Genomic DNA, 17,602 nt, shown 5'->3' with positions numbered 1-17,602 from the left:
TGGTTGTGAAGCTTTGTTTCGCAAAGTTCCAGTTATCCGAAAAACATGTTCATCGTATCATAAGGCAACTTCTAGTTACAAGTGAAATTGTGTACATTATATGAAAAATTCTGAATTGTTTCAAGAGCGCGCTCGGCAAGAAGCTCATTTTTCCGTTTTTTGTCGCGTATTTTTTGCTCAAGCGGAGGAAGCAGTCCGAAATTGGCGTTCATCGGCTGAAAATGCTTCGGATCGGCGGATGTTATGTAATGCGCCATACATCCGAGCGTAGTCTCTTGCGGCAGGACTAGGCAAGCTTCGCCTTTGGCCATCCGGCCCGCATTGAGCCCCGCGATCAGTCCCGATGCCGCCGACTCTACATACCCTTCCACACCCGTCATCTGTCCGGCGAAAAACAAATTGTCGCGCTGCTTGAATTGATACGTCGGATTCAGCAGTTTGGGGGAACTGATGAACGTGTTGCGGTGCATGACGCCGTAACGGACAAACTCGGCGTTCTCAAGCCCCGGAATGAGCGAGAATACCCGCTTCTGCTCCCCCCATTTCAGATGCGTCTGGAATCCGACGAGATTGAACAACGTTCCGGCTGCATTGTCCTGACGAAGCTGAACGACTGCGTACGGCAGCTTGCCGGTGTGGGGATTGACCAGTCCTACCGGCTTCATCGGTCCGAACAGCAGCGTCTGCCTGCCGCGCCCCGCCATTACTTCGACCGGCATGCACCCTTCGAAATAGATTTCCTTCTCGAACTCTTTGACAGGAGCCGTTTCCGCGCCGATGAGCGCTTCGAGAAAAGCGTTGTACTCTTCCTCCGTCATCGGGCAGTTCAAATAGGCCGCTTCTCCCTTGTCGTATCGGGATGCCAAGTACACCTTGCTCATATCGATCGAATCTTTCTCGACGATCGGTGCTGCGGCATCGTAGAAGTACAAATATTCTTCGCCCGTCAATTGTTTCAACAGATCGGACAGCGCTGGAGACGTAAGCGGTCCCGTAGCGACCACCGTAATCCCTCCAGGCAGTTCGGTCAGCTCCTCATTCCGCACCTCGATGAGCGGATGATTGCGCAGCGTCGAAGTCACCTCGCCGGAGAAGCCGTCGCGGTCGACGGCCAAAGCCCCTCCCGCCGGAACGGCATGCTTGTCGGCGCAGCGCATAATGAGCGAATTCATCAGCCGCATCTCTTCCTTCAGCACCCCTACGGCGTTCGTCAGACCGTTCGCGCGCAGCGAATTGCTGCATACGAGCTCGGCGAATTTATCCGTAATATGAGCGGGCGTCTTGCTTACCGGCCGCATCTCGTATAGTACGACCGGCACACCCTGGTTCGCGATTTGCCATGCCGCTTCGCTTCCGGCCAGTCCCGCGCCGATGACGGTTACTTTACTTGCATATGTCAATGTACTAAGCCTCCCGCTTTTGTTCGTATCCCCGCTTTGGTTGCAGCCGGTGCATACGCGGCCTTGCGGTACGGATCAATCGGCGTCGCCCTCGGCATCCGCCTGCTGATTTTCTTCTTTATAACTGCATTCCACGCATTGCAGGAAGGAGCCGGCTTTCGTGTTTTTCTCCACGAGCATCGAGCTGCAGTTCGGGCACGGCTTGTCGGCCGGCTTATCCCAGGAGACGAAGTCGCAGTCCGGATATTTGTCGCAGCCGTAAAAAATGCGCCCTTTTTTGCTTCGCCGCTCGACTACGCTGCCCTCTTTGCATTTCGGGCAAGTAACGCCGATTTCCTTAACGATGGGTTTGGCGTTCCGGCAGTCCGGGAAACCCGAGCAAGCCAGAAATTTGCCGAAACGACCCATTTTGATAACCATGTTCCTGCCACATTTCTCGCAGAGCACGTCGGTCACTTCGTCTTGAATTTCGATTTCCTTCATTTCCTCTTCGGCAACTTCCAGACGTTTCTCGAACGTCGTGTAAAATTCGTCGAGAACACGTACCCAGTCGACTTTGCCCTCTTCGACGAAGTCGAGCTCTTCCTCCATATGGGCCGTAAATTCCACGTTCAAAATTTCCGGAAAAAACTCGGCCATCAGCTGGATAACGAGATCGCCCAGCTCGGTCGGCACGAATTTTTTCTCTTCCATGGCCACATAGCCGCGCTTCTGGATCGTTTCCAGCGTCGGCGCGTACGTGCTCGGCCTGCCGATCCCCATTTCCTCCAGCACGCGGACGAGACGGGCTTCGGAATATCTCGGAGGCGGCTGCGTAAAATGCTGCTTCGGATCGATCCCTCTATTGTTCAGCTCGTCGCCCTGCTTGAGGACGGGCAAATATTTATCGTCTTCCGTCGTGCCGTCGTCATTGCCTTCCACGTAAATTTTCATGAAGCCGGGAAACTTCACCTTCGAGCCGACTGCCCGGAAAATCGTATCCGCGGCAGAAATGTCCACCGTCATCGTATCAAGGACGGCCGAAGCCATCTGACTCGCCACGAAACGCTCCCAAACGAGCTTATACAGCCGGTACTGATCTCTGCTCAGGAAAGACTTGAGCTCCTCGGGGGTTTTGGTTACCGCTGTCGGCCGTATGCCTTCATGGGCGTCCTGAGCGTTCGCGTTTTTCTTTAAATAAACACGCGGCGTTTCCGGATAATACTCCGGGCCGTATGCGGATTCGATATAGGCTTTCGCTTCTTCTTGGGCAACCGGGGAAATCCGGGTCGAGTCGGTACGCATATACGTAATCAACCCTACGGTCCCTTCCTTACCGAGATCGATGCCCTCGTACAGCTGCTGCGCCACCTGCATCGTCTTGGCCGCACGGAAGTTCAGCTTGCGCGCCGCCTCCTGCTGCATGGAGCTTGTGATGAACGGAGCCGCCGGATTGCGCTGCCGTTCCTTCTCCTTCACTTCGCCGACGACAAAAGCCGATTTGCCGATCCGGCTCAAAATGTCCTGTACGTCCGCTTCGCGGTGAAGCTCCTTCTTCTCCCCGTCCACGCCGTAAAACTTCGCTTCGAACTCCGTGCCGTTCACGGCCAGCTTCGCCGTAATGGACCAATATTCTTCCGGGACGAACGCTTTGATCTCGTTCTCGCGATCAATAATGAGCTTCACGGCGACGGACTGCACACGGCCGGCGGATAACCCTTTCTTGACCTTCTTCCACAGCAGAGGGCTGATTTTGTAGCCGACAAGACGATCCAATATGCGGCGCGCCTGCTGGGCGTTGACCAAATCCATATCGATCGGCCTCGGCTGCTTGAACGCGTCTTTTACGGCCTGCTTCGTTATTTCGTTAAATACGACGCGGCAAGGCTCCGTCTCGCTCAGCTCGAGGTAATGCGCCAAATGCCAGGCGATCGCCTCCCCTTCGCGATCGGGGTCAGCCGCGAGATATATGTTTTTCACTTTGCGGCTCGCGTCTTTCAGTTCTTTCAATACCGATCCTTTACCCCGGATCGTTATATATTTCGGCTCGAATTTATTTTCGACTTCCACTCCGATCTGGCTTTTCGGAAGGTCCCGGATATGTCCCATGGACGCCTTGACGATAAATTTGCTGCCCAAATATTTGCCGATCGTTTTCGCTTTTGCGGGTGACTCCACAATGACCAGTGAATCCGCCATAGGCTCGCCGTCCTCCCCTCGATATTCCACTTCAATAGTATGCGTATGTTTACGCCCGTTGTGACAGGCGTCATAACGTCATATAAGATGAACCGGATAACGGTGCAATCTTTTTTTTCAAAATTAAATTTAACAGAACTGAATGCAAATGTCCAAATTCAAACCCGGTAAGCGTCAACAGCTCATCGAAGGTGACCGGTGCGGCCGACAACAATCCGAGCAGTTTTCGCTCGTCCTCGGTAGCCGCATAATCGGCCCCGACCGCGTTTTCCCGCCTTCTCCCGCCTAACGGGACGAGCCTGCCGTACTCTTCCAATATATGTTCGGCGCTCGCGACCATTTTCGCGCCCTGCCGGATCAGCTCGAGCGTTCCCGAGCTTTTGGGAGACGTAACCGGCCCCGGGACGGCGAATACGTCTCTGGATTGCTCCAGCGCCTGGTCGGCCGTAATGAGCGACCCGCTTCTGTCCGCCGCCTCCACGACGACAGTGCCTAAGCTCAATCCCGATATGATACGGTTGCGCTGCGGAAACAGCCCGGGCTTAATTTGTGTTCCCAGCGGATATTCCGTCAATAAAACCCCTTTCTCTTCGATCTCCGCATAAAGGGAAGCGTTTTCAAGCGGATACACGGTATCCGGTCCGCATCCGAGCACGGCCGCGGTGCTGCCCGCTTCCGTCAATGCACCGCGATGAGCGCTCGCGTCGATGCCTCTGGCCAATCCGCTGACGACGCACGCTCCGTAAGCGGACAAATCGCGACCGAGCTCGAACGCCATCTTTTTGCCGTATGCGGTGGGCGAACGCGTCCCAACCATTGCGATCGAAGGCCGCTCCAGCACCCGCATATCCCCGCGGAAGTAAAGGATCCAAGGAGGCTGTGCGATTTCCCTCAGCAGCGGAGGGTAATCCGAATCAAGCGCGGTCATGACGGAGACGCGGGAACGTTCGTAAGCTTCCAACCGTCCTTCTATAAACGGTACAGTGAGCTTGCTGCAAATATGCTCCGCCGCACTCGGCTTCAGGCCGAACGCGACCAAATCGGCGGGCTCCGCATCGAGCAAACACGAGTAGGCTCCGGACACTCCAGACGCCAGCCGGTCGATCGTTCTCCACCCTACGCCTTCCAACTCGTGCAATCCAAATAATACAGTACGGTCGTTTATCAAGTAAAGCACCCCTTAGAAAAATTTCCCCCAAAAGTGAAGTAAACCCTTCGCAGCTTATTCCGAGTACTTTTGGGGGAGCCCCCGAAAAGCCCCCCAGACCCGGTCCAAAAAAGAAAAACCTCCCGTACCCCTTGGAGGGATGCGGAAGGTTGCTTACCTTCTTCGAGCGATTCGCTATCGCTCTTGACAACATTTATTTTTTCACGATGCACTTCTCGAGCAAGCCTTTTTCTTCAAGCACGCTGACGAGCGTAGAGCCCATCTCGGAAGGAGTCGGAGCTACTTTTACGCCGCAAGCTTCGAGCGTCGCCACTTTCTCCGCCGCCGTTCCTTTGCCGCCCGAGATGATCGCGCCGGCATGTCCCATGCGTTTTCCCGGAGGCGCCGTTTGGCCGCCGATGAAGCCTACGACCGGCTTCGTCATGTTCGCTTTAATCCACTCGGCCGCTTCCTCTTCCGCGGTTCCGCCGATTTCGCCGATCATGATGACGGCATACGTGTTCGGATCTTCGTTGAACAGCTTCAGGATGTCGATGAACTCGGAGCCTTTTACAGGGTCTCCGCCGATCCCTACGGCCGTCGATTGGCCGATGCCGCGCGTAGTCAGCTGATGAACCGCTTCATAAGTAAGCGTTCCGCTGCGCGATACGACGCCGACATGACCCGGCAGGTGGATGTATCCCGGCATGATGCCGATTTTGCATTGTCCCGGAGTGATGACACCCGGACAGTTCGGTCCGATCAAACGAGTTTTCTTGCCTTCCATGTAACGGCTGACGCGAACCATGTCCAGCACCGGAATGCCTTCGGTAATACAGATTGCCAGATCCATCTCGGCATCGACCGCTTCAAGAATCGAATCCGCGGCAAAAGCCGGAGGAACGAAAATGAGCGAAACGGTTGCACCGGTAGCTTTCTTCGCTTCGATAACGGTATTGTATACCGGCAGCTTCACGGTAGATCCGTTTTCCAGAGAAAATTCGACTTCCGTACCGCCTTTGCCCGGCGTTACGCCGCCTACGAATTGGGAGCCGTATTCAAGGCCGCCTTTCGTATGGAAAGTCCCTTGCGAACCGGTGATGCCTTGTGTAATGATTTTCGTATTTTTATCGATCAAAATGCTCATCGAACGTTCATCTCCTCTCGAATTACTTCACCAGCGAAACGATTTTTTGAGCGCCGTCCGCCATCGAATCGGCCGCGACGATGTTGAGTCCGGATTCATTGAGCTTTTTCTTGCCCAGATCTACGTTCGTACCTTCCAGGCGCACGACAAGCGGACGATCCAAGCCTACTTGCTTGGCCGCTTCGATGACGCCGTCCGCAATAACGTCGCATTTCATGATGCCGCCGAAAATGTTGACGAAAATTCCTTTTACTTTCGGATCGGACAAAATGATTTTGAACGCTTCGGTTACTTTCTCGGCCGTCGCGCCGCCGCCTACGTCGAGGAAGTTGGCAGGCTCGCCGCCGTAATATTTGATAATGTCCATCGTCGACATGGCAAGGCCGGCGCCGTTGACGAGACAGCCGATGTTGCCGTCAAGCGCGATGTAGCTCAGGTCGAACTTGGAAGCTTGAATTTCCTTCTCGTCTTCTTCGTCCAGGTCGCGCAGCTCCAAAATGTCTTTGTGGCGGTACAGCGCGTTCGAATCGAAGTTCAATTTGGCGTCCAGCGCCATAACATTGCCGTCTCCGGTTACGACGAGCGGATTGATCTCGGCGATGGAGCAGTCCTTGTCCACAAACGCGGTATAAAGAGCCGTCATGAACTGTACGGCTTTGTTTACAAGCGCGGTCGGAATGTTGATCGAATAAGCGAGCTTGCGAGCCTGGAACGGCTGCAGACCGATAGCGGGATCGATCACTTCCTTGAAAATTTTCTCCGGCGTGTGGGCAGCCACTTCTTCGATTTCCGTACCGCCTTCTTCCGAAGCCATCATGACGACACGGCCGGTACCCCGGTCGACGACGACGCCTACGTAATACTCTTTCTTGATGTCGCAGCCTTGCTCGATCAGGAGGCGCTTCACTTCTTTGCCTTCCGGACCGGTTTGATGCGTAACAAGCACTTTGCCAAGAATTTGCTCGGCGTATGTACGAACTTCGTCGAGGTTTTTGGCAACTTTGACGCCGCCTGCTTTGCCGCGTCCGCCTGCATGGATTTGCGCCTTGACGACGACTACCGGCGTACCGAGCGATTTGGCCGCTTCGACCGCTTCGTCGACGGAAAACGCCACTTTGCCCTGAGGAACCGCTACACCATATTGTCTCAGGACCTCTTTCCCTTGATACTCATGGATATTCATTCTCGAATCCTCCTATCAAACTGTCTTGGGTGATGTGTATACAAAAAAGGGCATGATGCCCCGCTCCCCACCGAACGTACTAAACCGCCCGCGGTTGACCCAAAAATGCCTTACTTATTGTAACACGTTTTTTCGACGGTTTCCTGAAATTTTTGTGAACATTATACATCATTTTTGTTTTGGACGTCATTAAGACATCTTTCCGGCCATTGAGATAGACGGGTGGATAAACGTGGAAATAGCGCAGGCTTTCGGCGTGAAAGCTTGCGCTATCGCACAAGAGCAAGGAACTTTAACGGAATAACGCAGCTGCTCTCTGACGATCGGGACATACCTGTCCACAAAGCCCCGGCCGTCAGTCAGGGCGGTAATACCCTTTAATTCCTAAGCGTTACGGCCCTATTACCGGTATGCCGGCGTCGTCGGCGTCATCACCCGCGGTTCGCGTTCCGCCTGCTTGATGAAGCGCATCTCGTTGCCGGTAAAGCCGCAGACGAGGCAGCCGATGGTCGGCTCGGTCTCTTCGATCGTAATCGGCTCCGTCAAATTTTGCACCATTCCCGTAATCGCATCTTTCATGAATGATCGGTACGTTGTGGAAAGCACCCGGAATTTGGTCCGATTCGAACGGCACTCCGGACAATAATACGGTTTTTCCTGCATATCGCAATCACCTCGCTTCTCTCTCTTTTCCATTATCCCCACCCGGAACCATTTTAATTATGATCCGCAAGATTCAAGGAGGATTTCGGCCTATCTTGTAGAAATACATAGCATGGAAAAAATAAGGAAGCACCTTTTTTCTCCCGAAACGCCTGGACTTGGGCCTCACTCTCCATGTCGGCGTTAATCTGGACTAAGAAGGTGCTTTTTCGCATGTACGATAAAATGTACGGAGCCTGCCTGCAAGGCATCGACGGGACGATCGTCGACGTGGAGGTCGATATCAGCAACGGCCTTCCTCATTTTCAAATCGTGGGGCTGCCCGATTCTTCCGTAAAAGAATCGACGGAGCGGGTCCGCTCCGCGCTCAAAAACAGCGGCGCGGCGTTCCCGATGGAACGGATTACGATCAATCTGGCTCCCGCCGATGTACGCAAGGAAGGCGCTTCATTCGACTTGGCTATAGCCGTCGGGATTCTTTGCGCGAGCGGACAGCTGCAGCTGCCGGGGCTGGACCGTTGTCTGACGATCGGCGAGCTGTCGCTCGACGGACGGCTCCGCCCGGTCCGGGGCGTATTGTCGATGGTCGATGCGGCCAAACGGCGCGGCATGACGAATGTGCTGCTCCCTTCCGCAAATGTCGAAGAAGCGACACTGATCGAAGGAATGCGCATCGCGGGAATCGACAGCATTACACAATTGCTCGCAAGAAAAGACAATCCGCTATTCGACGGCATTCCCGTTTCGCGCGGATTGCAGAACGAGCGAATGCCGTCGAATGTCGAAGATGTCGACACGGAGGATTTTGTCGACGTTTGCGGTCAGTTCCAAGCCAAGCGTGCCCTGACGATCGCTGCGGCGGGACTTCACAACCTCATCTTCATCGGTCCCCCGGGCTCGGGCAAAACGATGCTCATTCGCCGCCTACCGTCCATACTTCCGGTATTGTCCGACGACGAATCGCTGGAAGTGACGAAAATTTACAGTGCGGCAGGCCTTATCCCCGACCGGTCGAAGCTGATCCGGCGCAGGCCGTTCCGGAACCCGCACCACACCGTTTCCATGGGCGGCCTGGTGGGGGCGGGAAGCTATCCGAAGCCGGGCGAGGTGAGCTTGGCGCACCGCGGCGTGCTGTTTCTGGACGAGCTGCCCGAGTTTCCCCGCAGCGTGCTCGAGGTGCTTCGCCAGCCGATCGAGGACCGGCGTGTCACGATCGGCCGGGCGAAGGCCGTTATTACGTTCCCGACTCATTTTATGCTCGCGGCATCGATGAACCCTTGTCCGTGCGGGTATTGGGGCTTCCCTACGCTTACCGCCTCGTGCACGTGCACCCCCATGAAGGTACGGCAGTACAGGTCGAAAATTTCCGGGCCGCTGCTCGACCGGATCGATCTGCACGTCGAAGTGCCCCGCATCGACTTCGATTCGATGAAGCAAACGAGCGGCAACGCCGCTTCACGCGATTTGCGGCAATCGGTGCTCCAGGCACTGAACCGGCAATCCGCACGCTATGCCGGTACACCAATCCGGTTCAACGGCGAGCTGAACGGCCGGATGCTGAGGGAGCATTGCCGTCTCCCGCCGGAAGGGGAGAAGCTTTTGTCCGAATCGTTCGAAGCTCTCGGCTTAAGCGTCCGCGCACACGACCGCATACTGAAAATTGCTAGAACGATCGCCGACTTGGACGACAGCGACGGCATCGGCACCTCCCACCTTGCGGAAGCTCTTCAATACCGGTGTCTGGACCGAAGCCTTTGAACGTCAAACGAACGAATGAAGTTGGATACCATGTTTACCCTGACGTCGTTATGCGCACAATAATCGGGCGCTGCCGCAAATTACGATCAGTAACGGAGGACGACATGCTCGAACAATTGGAAAGCGATTATAACTGCGCCAACGCGGGAAGCGATCTGCACGAGCTGCTGCAGGAAGCCGAGCAGCTGCGGGCGCAGTCGAACGGGTCCAAAGAGGACGAGGAACGGCTGAACCGGGTCGAGAACCAAATCCGGTTTATCCGCAACAAATGCTCCATTACCGGCGAAAGCTGACCGCTTTCAAATCCCCCAGAAGTGAAGATCCGCTTCGTATCTTATTCCGACTACTTCTGGGGAACCCCCCCTACAGAAATTCCTTGTACAAGGACAAAATGCCGTCAAAGACCGGACCGGTCATGACGGCATTTTGCTTGCTGCAGGCTCTTATTTCACAAACCACCGGATCGGATAATGACCGCTTTTCAGTTCTTCTGCGCTCCGGCCACCCTCTCCCGGGTACTGTACTTTATTTCTAGCAGCCTCCGGGAGGCAAAAAAGCCGCCTGGACTTATCGTCCGGACGGCTATGCCCTTGTTATTGACCGTGGAACTAGAAAGCATGCTTCACATGGTTCAATGCGAGAAATTTGCCTTCCGGCATGAAGGTGACCGTAATGACGTCGAACCTGACTTTCCGCTCCAGTGCCTTGCCAAGGTACAGGTAATACTGCGCGGTGTCGCGCACTTTTTTTTGTTTGCGGGCGTCTACGGACTCTTCCGGACTGCCGAACGTCCCGGTATTTCGACGGGAACGGACCTCTATGAACACGATCACATCTTCGTCTTCTGCGATCAGATCAAGCTCGCCGCGCGGGCAGCGCCAGTTGCGCCCGACGATTCGATAGCCCGCTGAAACCAAGTGCTCCGCAGCGAATTCCTCACCCTGCAGTCCGAGCTTCCGCCTTCCGTCCGCACTTCTCCGTCCCGTCATTCCCCACCGTTCTTTCTTGCTTTCGCCCGCGAATCGGTGCGGTATACGAAGCTTAATATTTCGGCTACGAGTTGATACAGCTCGGTCGGAATTTCCTGCTTGATGTCCAGCTTTGACAATACTTCCACAAGCGACGGATCTTCCTGGAGCGGCACTCCGTGCTCTTTCGCCTTCTGCATGATCGTCTCGGCAATATGGCCCTTGCCCTTGGCCACCACGACCGGAGATACGTTCTTCTCGGGCGCGTAGCGCAGGGCGACGGCTCTTTTGACTTTATGCCTCTCGTCGTGTTTTCCGCTCATACCCGGACGTCCACACCTTTGTACGGCTTTATGTGATAAGCCGACGCTGCTGCAGACCGGATCGCGGATGAATTCGCAGCCGGTGCGGCATCGCCGTCATATTGGATCGGCTGAGGAAACGGTGCGCATTTCAGAGACATGCACTGGTAGCCGTTTTGCCGGAGCCCTTCCTCTATTTCCCCGCGATACCGTTCCAAAATAGATCCGAGGAAAGGCATATCGTTATGCACCTGCAGATGCACCTTCCGATCAAACACTTGTACGTCCACAAGCGTTAATCCGAGTGTTTGCATGTTCAGATCGAACAGCAGCCGGCAATTGCGGGCATCGATCTCGCCGCGCTTTCCTTTACGGGACTGAACGTGAACGGCGGCGGCATGCTCGCCCCCGCCTTCGTGGCGAACCGGCAAAAACAAGGTAACGTGAGACAGCACCGCTCCGCGATCCGGCGACAGCAGCAGCTGTTGTCCGGTTATTTGCTGCAGCGTTTGCTGCGCTTGCTCCCGCAGCGGTTCCGGCACAACGTCGGATGTGCTCAACTGCAACAGTATACTTTTGAGACTGTCCGCCGCTTCGTGGCGGTTGATCCCCGGCGTCGGCAAGTTCGGCTCCGGATGCTCCCCCGGTATTAGCGCCGACTGAGCAATACCGCTCTCATTTGCCTGAGGCCGGTGGTCCGATTTCTCGATCGCCCGGGATACTTGATGCTCATGATCCATACCGACGGCCTTAAACAGCCGATTGATCCAGTTTTCTTCGACCTTCGCCGGCGGCCGCCCTTGAGAACCATCTTGTTCCTGAATGCCGGTCTGCCTCGCGGCAATCCTTTCGCGTTCGGCAGGTTCGGCGGCTTTTCTTGGAACGGAATCCGCCGCCTCCGCTTCCGCGCTTTGATCGGATACAGGCAGATCCGTCCGCAGCTGCTGCGCTTCGATCTTTCGCGTACTTTCCGCCGCGCGTGCAGGTTCCAACCCTCTCGTCTCGGGCGGCGGCGGCGCATCGGTTTGCCTTTGGGGTACAATCGTACTCTCCGTCTTCGGAACCGGCTGATCCGTTCGTTGCGGTCCCTCGGGCCGGCGAGGGATGTCTGCGGCACGATTCGTATCCGTCCCATTCGTCTGAGGCGGCGCAAATTCAATCGCTTGCATTGGAGACCGTACCGTGCTATCCGGTTTCGTGACAGTCTGATTCAATCTATTCGGCGGTTCCGCTCGAGTCTGCTCATCAGGCGCCGCAGCCCGCTCCTGTGCGGAATGAACGGGATTTCCCTGTTCATCGATGCCGCCCTGGAGCTGCATATTCCCGTACAGGTTCCCTGCTGAAGCCTGCGCTTGCCTTTGAGCCGCAGCGGCTGCCGGCTTCCCGGATGTCTCCGGATCAATCCTGGTCGAAACCGCATTTTCCCCAGCCGCGATGTCGGGCTGAATAGGGCTGCCGGAAGAAACCGCCGGCCCTGCCGATTCCCTCACCAGCCGGATGGCCTGCTGCAGCTTCCCTACAAGCTCCTTCACCTCGGCGGAAGCTTTATCGGGGAGGGACGCCATAGCTTTTGCCGTCTCCTCCGCTCTCGCCTCCAAGCCGTCCAATTGGCCGAGCAGCGGCTGGCCGAACATCGCTTCCCGCAAACTGCGTACCGATTCAGGAGTCATCGGCAAATTTCGCTTATGGGCAATTACAGCCGATTCGAGCCATTGATCGGACGGTATGTCCACAGGCGGCTGTTCCATGATTTTACCGAATCGCTGCATATTCGCTTTCGTCAGCTCGATATCCGATTGCTGCAGCACCTTCGCCAATTGACGGACGTCCGGCTGGTCTTTCATGCCGAAGCTTCTGATCATGTCCGCTATCGAATCGTCCGTCAGCGGAGTCTGCTGCCCTTGGACCGGTTTCAATACGATTTGGCTGCCGTTCGATTCCGGCTGCACCTGGAAATGGGTCACTTGCCCTTGCCGGAGCGGGGTTTCCAGCTTAGCCCTCATATGAACGCCGCCGATATTGACAAGCGCGTCCTGCTCGCCGAGCAGCTGCAGCACCATTCCTTTGACGATTTGCCCGACTTTCAGCTCCAACGATTTGGCTTCCGTCGGCTGCATATCGCCGAGCATATGGCTGATCATTTGACCGATTTGCATGCTCATGCCGTCCGCCCCTTCCGTTTGGAATCCATACTATGTATATCGGCCGCAAACCCGTTTTTTTGCAGATTGAACCGTCGTTTCGCTATGTACCGCTAGAACAGCTCCATCTGCTCGTTTAAGATCCCGCCCAAAAATGTTTTCCGATGCATCGGGCATGCGCCGTAAGCAAGGATCGCTTCCCTATGCACTTTGGTGGCATATCCTTTGTGCGAAGCGATACCGTATTCGGGGTATTCGATATCCCACTGCAGGCACAGCCTGTCTCTCGTCACCTTGGCGATGATGGAGGCGGCGGCGATGGACTGGCTCAGCGCATCCCCGTGTATGACGGCAAGCTGCCGGATCGGACTGTCGACTTTCTCCGCGTCGATCAATAAATAGTCCGGCGTCACTGTTTCGCAAAGCTCAGCCAATGCTTGCTTCATCGCCAGCCTAGCGGCCTGCTTGATGTTAATCGAATCGACGACGGACGCATCGACGCGCCCGATCCCGATGCCGAGCGCGCATTCGCGTATGATCGCGTACAGCTCTTCGCGCTTTTTCTCGCTCAGCTTCTTGGAATCGTCGATTCCTTCGATTTCGAGTTCCGCCGGAAGCACCACGGCGGCAGCCACTACATCGCCGAACAGACAGCCGCGTCCGACTTCATCGATTCCTGCGACATGACACATGCCGCTCTTCCACAAGTCGCGTTCATATTCCAGCACGTAAAGTTCCCCCATGATCGTTATCATTCCTTCCATTGTACCGGGAATCCGGACAAGAAGGAAGACAAAAAAAAGCACCCGTCAACGGCTTTCAGCCGTCGAGAGTGCTTTGCATTAAACCGGTTGGAGCTTGGGTCTTTCCAGACTGATACGGCCCAGCTTGCCGCCCCGCAAATCGCGCAGGATGACCATGGACGCCTTCTCCAAATTGACGGAGCCTCCGCTTTGCAAGCAGCCGCGTTTCCGTCCGATCCGTTCCATGACGTTTACGATTTCGTTCTGTTCAAGATCGCTTGCCGGAACTTCGTCAAGCTCGTACCGCTCCTTCAGCTCGCGAGGATAAGACTCGCACATGAACCGTATAGCATGATACGCAACGTCATCCACATGCAGGATTTGGTCGTTGATCGAACCGATCGCAGCCAGACGGTAGCCTACCTGCGAATCGTCAAACTTCGGCCACAAAATACCCGGCGTGTCGAGCAGCTCCAAATCTCCGCCCGCCTTGATCCACTGCTGGCCCTTCGTGACGCCCGGCTTGTCGCCCGTTGCCGCCACATGCTTTCCCGCCAGACGGTTGATCAGCGTCGATTTCCCTACGTTCGGAATGCCGACGATGAGCGCCCGCACCGAGCGGGGATTCATTCCTTTGCGCAGTTGGGCCGCTATTTTGTCCCGCAGCGCATGCTTCGCTTTCTCCGGTATGCTCCGAACGCCCTCGCCCGTTACGGAATCGATCGGAACCGCCTCGATTCCCGCCTCCGCAAAGTAGGCGATCCACTCGCGCGTCACGCTCGGATCGGCCAAATCGGCTTTGTTCAGCAGCACGAGGCGTGGCTTGTTCATCAATATTTCATCGATCATCGGATTGCGGCTCGACAGCGGAACACGGGCATCCAGCAGCTCGAAGGCGATATCGATCAGCTTGAGCTTCTCCTGAATTTGCCTTTTGGCTCTTGTCATATGACCGGGAAACCATTGTATCGTCGTCATGCCGTCACCTCCCGGCGATTGTCCTTAATGTATCCACTGCATGTCCACTATGGGCCAGAAGACGATTTCCGCGCGTCCGACGATTTTGTCGAACGTGACCGGTCCGATCATCCGGCTGTCGGTGCTGTCCGAACGATTGTCGCCCATCACGAATACGGCGCCTTCCGGCACTTTCGATTCCGGCCAGTTCAAATCGTTATAAGACTTTCCCGACTGCTTCGCCTGCTCCACGACTTCCTTCAAGTAAGGCTCGTCCAGCAGCTGGCCGTTAATATACACTTCGTCGCCCTGCACCTTCACGGTTTCTCCCGGAAGGGCAATGACGCGTTTAATGAAGTCTTTGTCCGGTGTCGCGTGAAAGACGACAACTTCACCGCGTTGCGGCGTACGCATGTCGTACAAAATTTTATTGACGATCAGCCGTTCGCCCGTATGGAAATTCGGTTTCATCGATGGGCCGTCGACAATGTACGATCCGAACAGGAAATAGCGGATCAGGAACGCCAGCGCGAAAGCGATCAGAAGCGCTTTCGTCCATTCCCACACTTCGTTTTTGGCCTTTACCGCCGTTCCCGAAGCCGATGTCAATTCGTTCCTATTGTCGGGCTGCAGTTGTTCCGCTAAGGCGGACTGCTCCCGGGCATCATACGCGCCGCTGCGGACATCCGGACGGGTTCCGTCAGCCAAGCCGGTTTCGGAATCCTTCCGTTCGTTCTCGTTCATAGCATCTCCCTCCCAATCCCGGATTATTTTCGATACGGTTACGACGAGGAGCCGGTCTGCTTCCGATTCATTGCCGATACAAAGAAAAGCTTCTGAGCGAAGCTTTCCGATGAAGCGACAACCTTCATGAATCGTTCTATGACATAAACGAAAAGGGACTTGTTTGTGGCAAGCCCCCGTCCCGATTAACGAATCTCTTTAATTCTAGCCGCTTTACCGCGCAGGTCGCGCAGATAGTAGAGCTTCGCACGGCGAACTTTACCCCGGCGAGCCACCTCGATCTTCTCCAGCTTCGGCGAATGAAGCGGGAATGTTCTTTCCACGCCTACACCGTACGAAACTTTGCGAACCGTGAACGTTTCGCTGATTCCGCCGCCGCGGCGTCTAATAACAACGCCTTCGAACAACTGAACCCGCTCGCGAGATCCCTCGATAACTTTAACGTGCACTTTCAAAGTATCGCCCGGACGAAAGTTCGGCAAACCTGTACGAAGCTGTTCTTGCGTAATTTGACGTACGAGATTCATAGGTTGACTCCCTCCTTCCACTCAGATGTTCGTACTCGCTCCGAAAGCTCCATCGGCTCTCATCATGGCTCGCAGCGGACCACCGAATTAAGAAAAAACCACAACAAAGGACATATTACCATAGTTGCCCACAAAAAGCAAGGAAATTTGATTCGTAGTTTCATATGAACGTGTGATGTAATTTCAGACCATATTGCACAAACTCGCACCGGCCGTCCCATTCGTCCGTAATGGAAAAGATGCAGTTATTTTCGGGAGTAACGGCACTTTTATCATGACGAGCCGGAATAAATCCAGTTCGTTTACCTGATTGGCCCGATCGCCGATGGTGGCTTGTAAAATAGCTGCATCTTTTCCAGCAAAACATTGCTAATGGTTATCGAGTGCCGATATTACCTGCATGTTTTCCATCAGACATCTCATACAAGCCGGTCACCCCGGGTCTTCAGCCGATTCCTGCCGGCGCATCCGATCGAGCCATTCCCGTTCCTTCGGCGTCAAATCGGCGTTCTCGAGCAAATCCGGCCGACGCCGCAGCGTGCGAAGCAGCGACTGCTCGCGGCGCCACTTGGCGATATTCTCGTGATGGCCGGACACAAGCACGTCGGGAATGCTCCATTCGCGGAATTGGGCAGGTCGCGTGTAATGCGGATATTCCAGCAAGCCGGTACTGAACGAGTCGGTGACGGCCGATTGCTCATTGCCAAGAACACCGGGCAGCAGCCGTACGACGCTGTCGATGACTACCATTGCGGGAAGCTCTCCGCCGGTCAGCACGTAATCTCCGATCGACAGCTCGTCCGTAATCAAATGTTCGCGGATGCGTTCGTCGTATCCTTCATAATGTCCGCAAACAAACATCAGATGCTGTTCTCCGGCCAGCTCTTCCGCTTTGCGCTGCGTAAACGTCTCGCCTTGCGGGCACATGAGGATCACTCTCGGGCGGACTTGACCCGCACTCGTCAAGTCTTCCACCGCCGCGAAGATCGGCTCGGGCTTCAGCACCATTCCGCCTCCGCCTCCGAACGGGTAATCGTCAACCGTATTGTGCTTATTATTGGCATATTCGCGAAAGTTGACCGTCTTGAAGCTTACGATCCCCTTATCCCGCGCTTTACCCAAAATGCTCGAACCGAACACCCCGTCGAACATGGCGGGAAACAAGGTGAGCACATCGATTTGCATCAGTCGATCAAACCTTCCATTATATGTACGCGAACCTGCTTCGCCTCTACGTCCACGTCCAGGATGACATCGTCGATAACGGGCAGCAGTACGGGCTTGCCCTTCGGACGTTCGACCACCCACACATGGTTTGCGCCTGGAGCCAATATTTCCCCGATCGTGCCGAGCTCCTCCCCTTCGTCCGTCACGACGCGGCAGCCGATAATTTGTTCGTAATAATATTCGCCTTCGTCAAGCGGCTTACGCTCCTCATCGGATACTTTCAGCAGCCAGCCTTTGTAGGGAAGGATTTCATTAATATTATCGTACCCTTTGAATTTGACGATATATACATTCTTGTGCAAACGCGCGCTTTCGACTTGGACCCGGAGCTCGGCGTCCCCGTTCTGCGGCTCCGTCAGTACGAGCCGGCTGCCTTTGCCGAACCGCTCCTCCGGAAAGTCGGTTTGCGACACGACCTTTACTTCGCCTCGTATCCCGTGCGTATTGACCACTTTGCCGACGTTGTACAGTTTTCCGCTCATTCGTTCCCTCCATATCCGGTCCTCCCGACACCATG

The 17,602-nt window shown here is 55.3% G+C and carries 17 protein-coding genes; 2 read left to right on the top strand and 15 right to left on the bottom strand.

All coding sequences use genetic code 11. The features are described 5' to 3' along the window. Window positions 1–71 precede the first annotated feature (71 nt). The 6 genes from trmFO to FE783_RS03480 all read right to left on the bottom strand — a co-directional run bounded on the left by trmFO (window position 72) and on the right by FE783_RS03480 (window position 7,718). Window positions 72–1,400: an FADH(2)-oxidizing methylenetetrahydrofolate--tRNA-(uracil(54)-C(5))-methyltransferase TrmFO gene (trmFO, locus tag FE783_RS03505; RefSeq protein ID WP_138877942.1), complete on the bottom strand. Its 1,329-nt coding sequence runs from the start codon at window positions 1,398–1,400 to the stop codon at window positions 72–74. Window positions 1,401–1,475: 75 nt separating this feature from the next. After that, on the bottom strand, window positions 1,476–3,578 hold the full coding sequence (gene topA, locus FE783_RS03500; protein WP_138877941.1) for a type I DNA topoisomerase: 2,103 nt from the start codon (window positions 3,576–3,578) through the stop codon (window positions 1,476–1,478). 70 nt (window positions 3,579–3,648) lie between these two features. Then, window positions 3,649–4,755: a DNA-processing protein DprA gene (dprA, locus tag FE783_RS03495; RefSeq protein WP_420799704.1), complete on the bottom strand. Its 1,107-nt coding sequence runs from the start codon at window positions 4,753–4,755 to the stop codon at window positions 3,649–3,651. Between the two features lie 184 nt (window positions 4,756–4,939). Then, window positions 4,940–5,872, bottom strand: coding sequence for a succinate--CoA ligase subunit alpha (gene sucD / locus FE783_RS03490; RefSeq protein WP_138877940.1), 933 nt, complete (start codon window positions 5,870–5,872; stop codon window positions 4,940–4,942). A gap of 22 nt (window positions 5,873–5,894) precedes the next feature. Continuing rightward, entirely contained in the window at window positions 5,895–7,055 is a 1,161-nt protein-coding gene (gene sucC / locus FE783_RS03485) for an ADP-forming succinate--CoA ligase subunit beta (protein ID WP_138877939.1), read from the bottom strand. A 402-nt stretch (window positions 7,056–7,457) separates the two neighbouring features. Further along, the gene (locus tag FE783_RS03480) at window positions 7,458–7,718 is read right to left on the bottom strand and encodes a hypothetical protein (RefSeq protein WP_138877938.1); all 261 of its coding nucleotides are present in this window, start codon (window positions 7,716–7,718) and stop codon (window positions 7,458–7,460) included. A 213-nt stretch (window positions 7,719–7,931) separates the two neighbouring features. Between FE783_RS03480 and FE783_RS03475 the strand changes: the two genes are divergently transcribed. Continuing rightward, window positions 7,932–9,476, top strand: a complete 1,545-nt coding sequence (locus tag FE783_RS03475; RefSeq protein WP_138877937.1) for a YifB family Mg chelatase-like AAA ATPase — start codon at window positions 7,932–7,934, stop codon at window positions 9,474–9,476. Window positions 9,477–9,580: 104 nt separating this feature from the next. Beyond that, a complete protein-coding gene (locus FE783_RS03470; RefSeq protein WP_138877936.1) occupies window positions 9,581–9,769 on the top strand; it encodes a DUF2524 domain-containing protein in 189 nt (62 codons plus the stop codon). Between the two features lie 315 nt (window positions 9,770–10,084). Here FE783_RS03470 and FE783_RS03465 read toward each other — a convergent pair whose 3' ends face one another. The 9 genes from FE783_RS03465 to rimM all read right to left on the bottom strand — a co-directional run bounded on the left by FE783_RS03465 (window position 10,085) and on the right by rimM (window position 17,567). Continuing rightward, entirely contained in the window at window positions 10,085–10,465 is a 381-nt protein-coding gene (locus tag FE783_RS03465; RefSeq protein WP_138877935.1) for a YraN family protein, read from the bottom strand. Beyond that, entirely contained in the window at window positions 10,462–10,767 is a 306-nt protein-coding gene (locus FE783_RS03460) for an EscU/YscU/HrcU family type III secretion system export apparatus switch protein (RefSeq protein ID WP_138877934.1), read from the bottom strand. Before FE783_RS03460 ends, FE783_RS03465 begins: the two co-directional genes overlap by 4 nt. Then, window positions 10,764–12,908: a hypothetical protein gene (locus tag FE783_RS03455; protein WP_138877933.1), complete on the bottom strand. Its 2,145-nt coding sequence runs from the start codon at window positions 12,906–12,908 to the stop codon at window positions 10,764–10,766. Before FE783_RS03455 ends, FE783_RS03460 begins: the two co-directional genes overlap by 4 nt. Before the next feature lie 92 nt (window positions 12,909–13,000). Next, window positions 13,001–13,651, bottom strand: coding sequence for a ribonuclease HII (locus tag FE783_RS03450; protein WP_420799703.1), 651 nt, complete (start codon window positions 13,649–13,651; stop codon window positions 13,001–13,003). Between the two features lie 78 nt (window positions 13,652–13,729). After that, window positions 13,730–14,608, bottom strand: a complete 879-nt coding sequence (gene ylqF, locus FE783_RS03445; protein ID WP_138877932.1) for a ribosome biogenesis GTPase YlqF — start codon at window positions 14,606–14,608, stop codon at window positions 13,730–13,732. 24 nt (window positions 14,609–14,632) lie between these two features. Next, complete coding sequence (lepB, locus tag FE783_RS03440) at window positions 14,633–15,331, bottom strand: signal peptidase I (protein ID WP_138877931.1); 699 nt, start codon at window positions 15,329–15,331, stop codon at window positions 14,633–14,635. Between the two features lie 185 nt (window positions 15,332–15,516). Continuing rightward, complete coding sequence (gene rplS, locus FE783_RS03435; protein ID WP_138877930.1) at window positions 15,517–15,858, bottom strand: 50S ribosomal protein L19; 342 nt, start codon at window positions 15,856–15,858, stop codon at window positions 15,517–15,519. Between the two features lie 432 nt (window positions 15,859–16,290). Then, entirely contained in the window at window positions 16,291–17,043 is a 753-nt protein-coding gene (trmD, locus tag FE783_RS03430; protein ID WP_138877929.1) for a tRNA (guanosine(37)-N1)-methyltransferase TrmD, read from the bottom strand. Next, window positions 17,043–17,567 carry a ribosome maturation factor RimM gene (gene rimM / locus FE783_RS03425; RefSeq protein WP_138877928.1) on the bottom strand — a complete coding sequence of 175 codons (525 nt, stop codon included), beginning with the start codon at window positions 17,565–17,567 and terminating at the stop codon, window positions 17,043–17,045. Before rimM ends, trmD begins: the two co-directional genes overlap by 1 nt. Window positions 17,568–17,602 lie beyond the last annotated feature (35 nt).

The sequence above is a fragment of the Paenibacillus mesophilus genome, assembly GCF_005938385.1.
Taxonomy (GTDB): Bacteria; Bacillota; Bacilli; order Paenibacillales; family NBRC-103111; genus Paenibacillus_AB; species Paenibacillus_AB mesophilus.
This window is presented reverse-complemented; position numbering and strand designations above follow the sequence as displayed.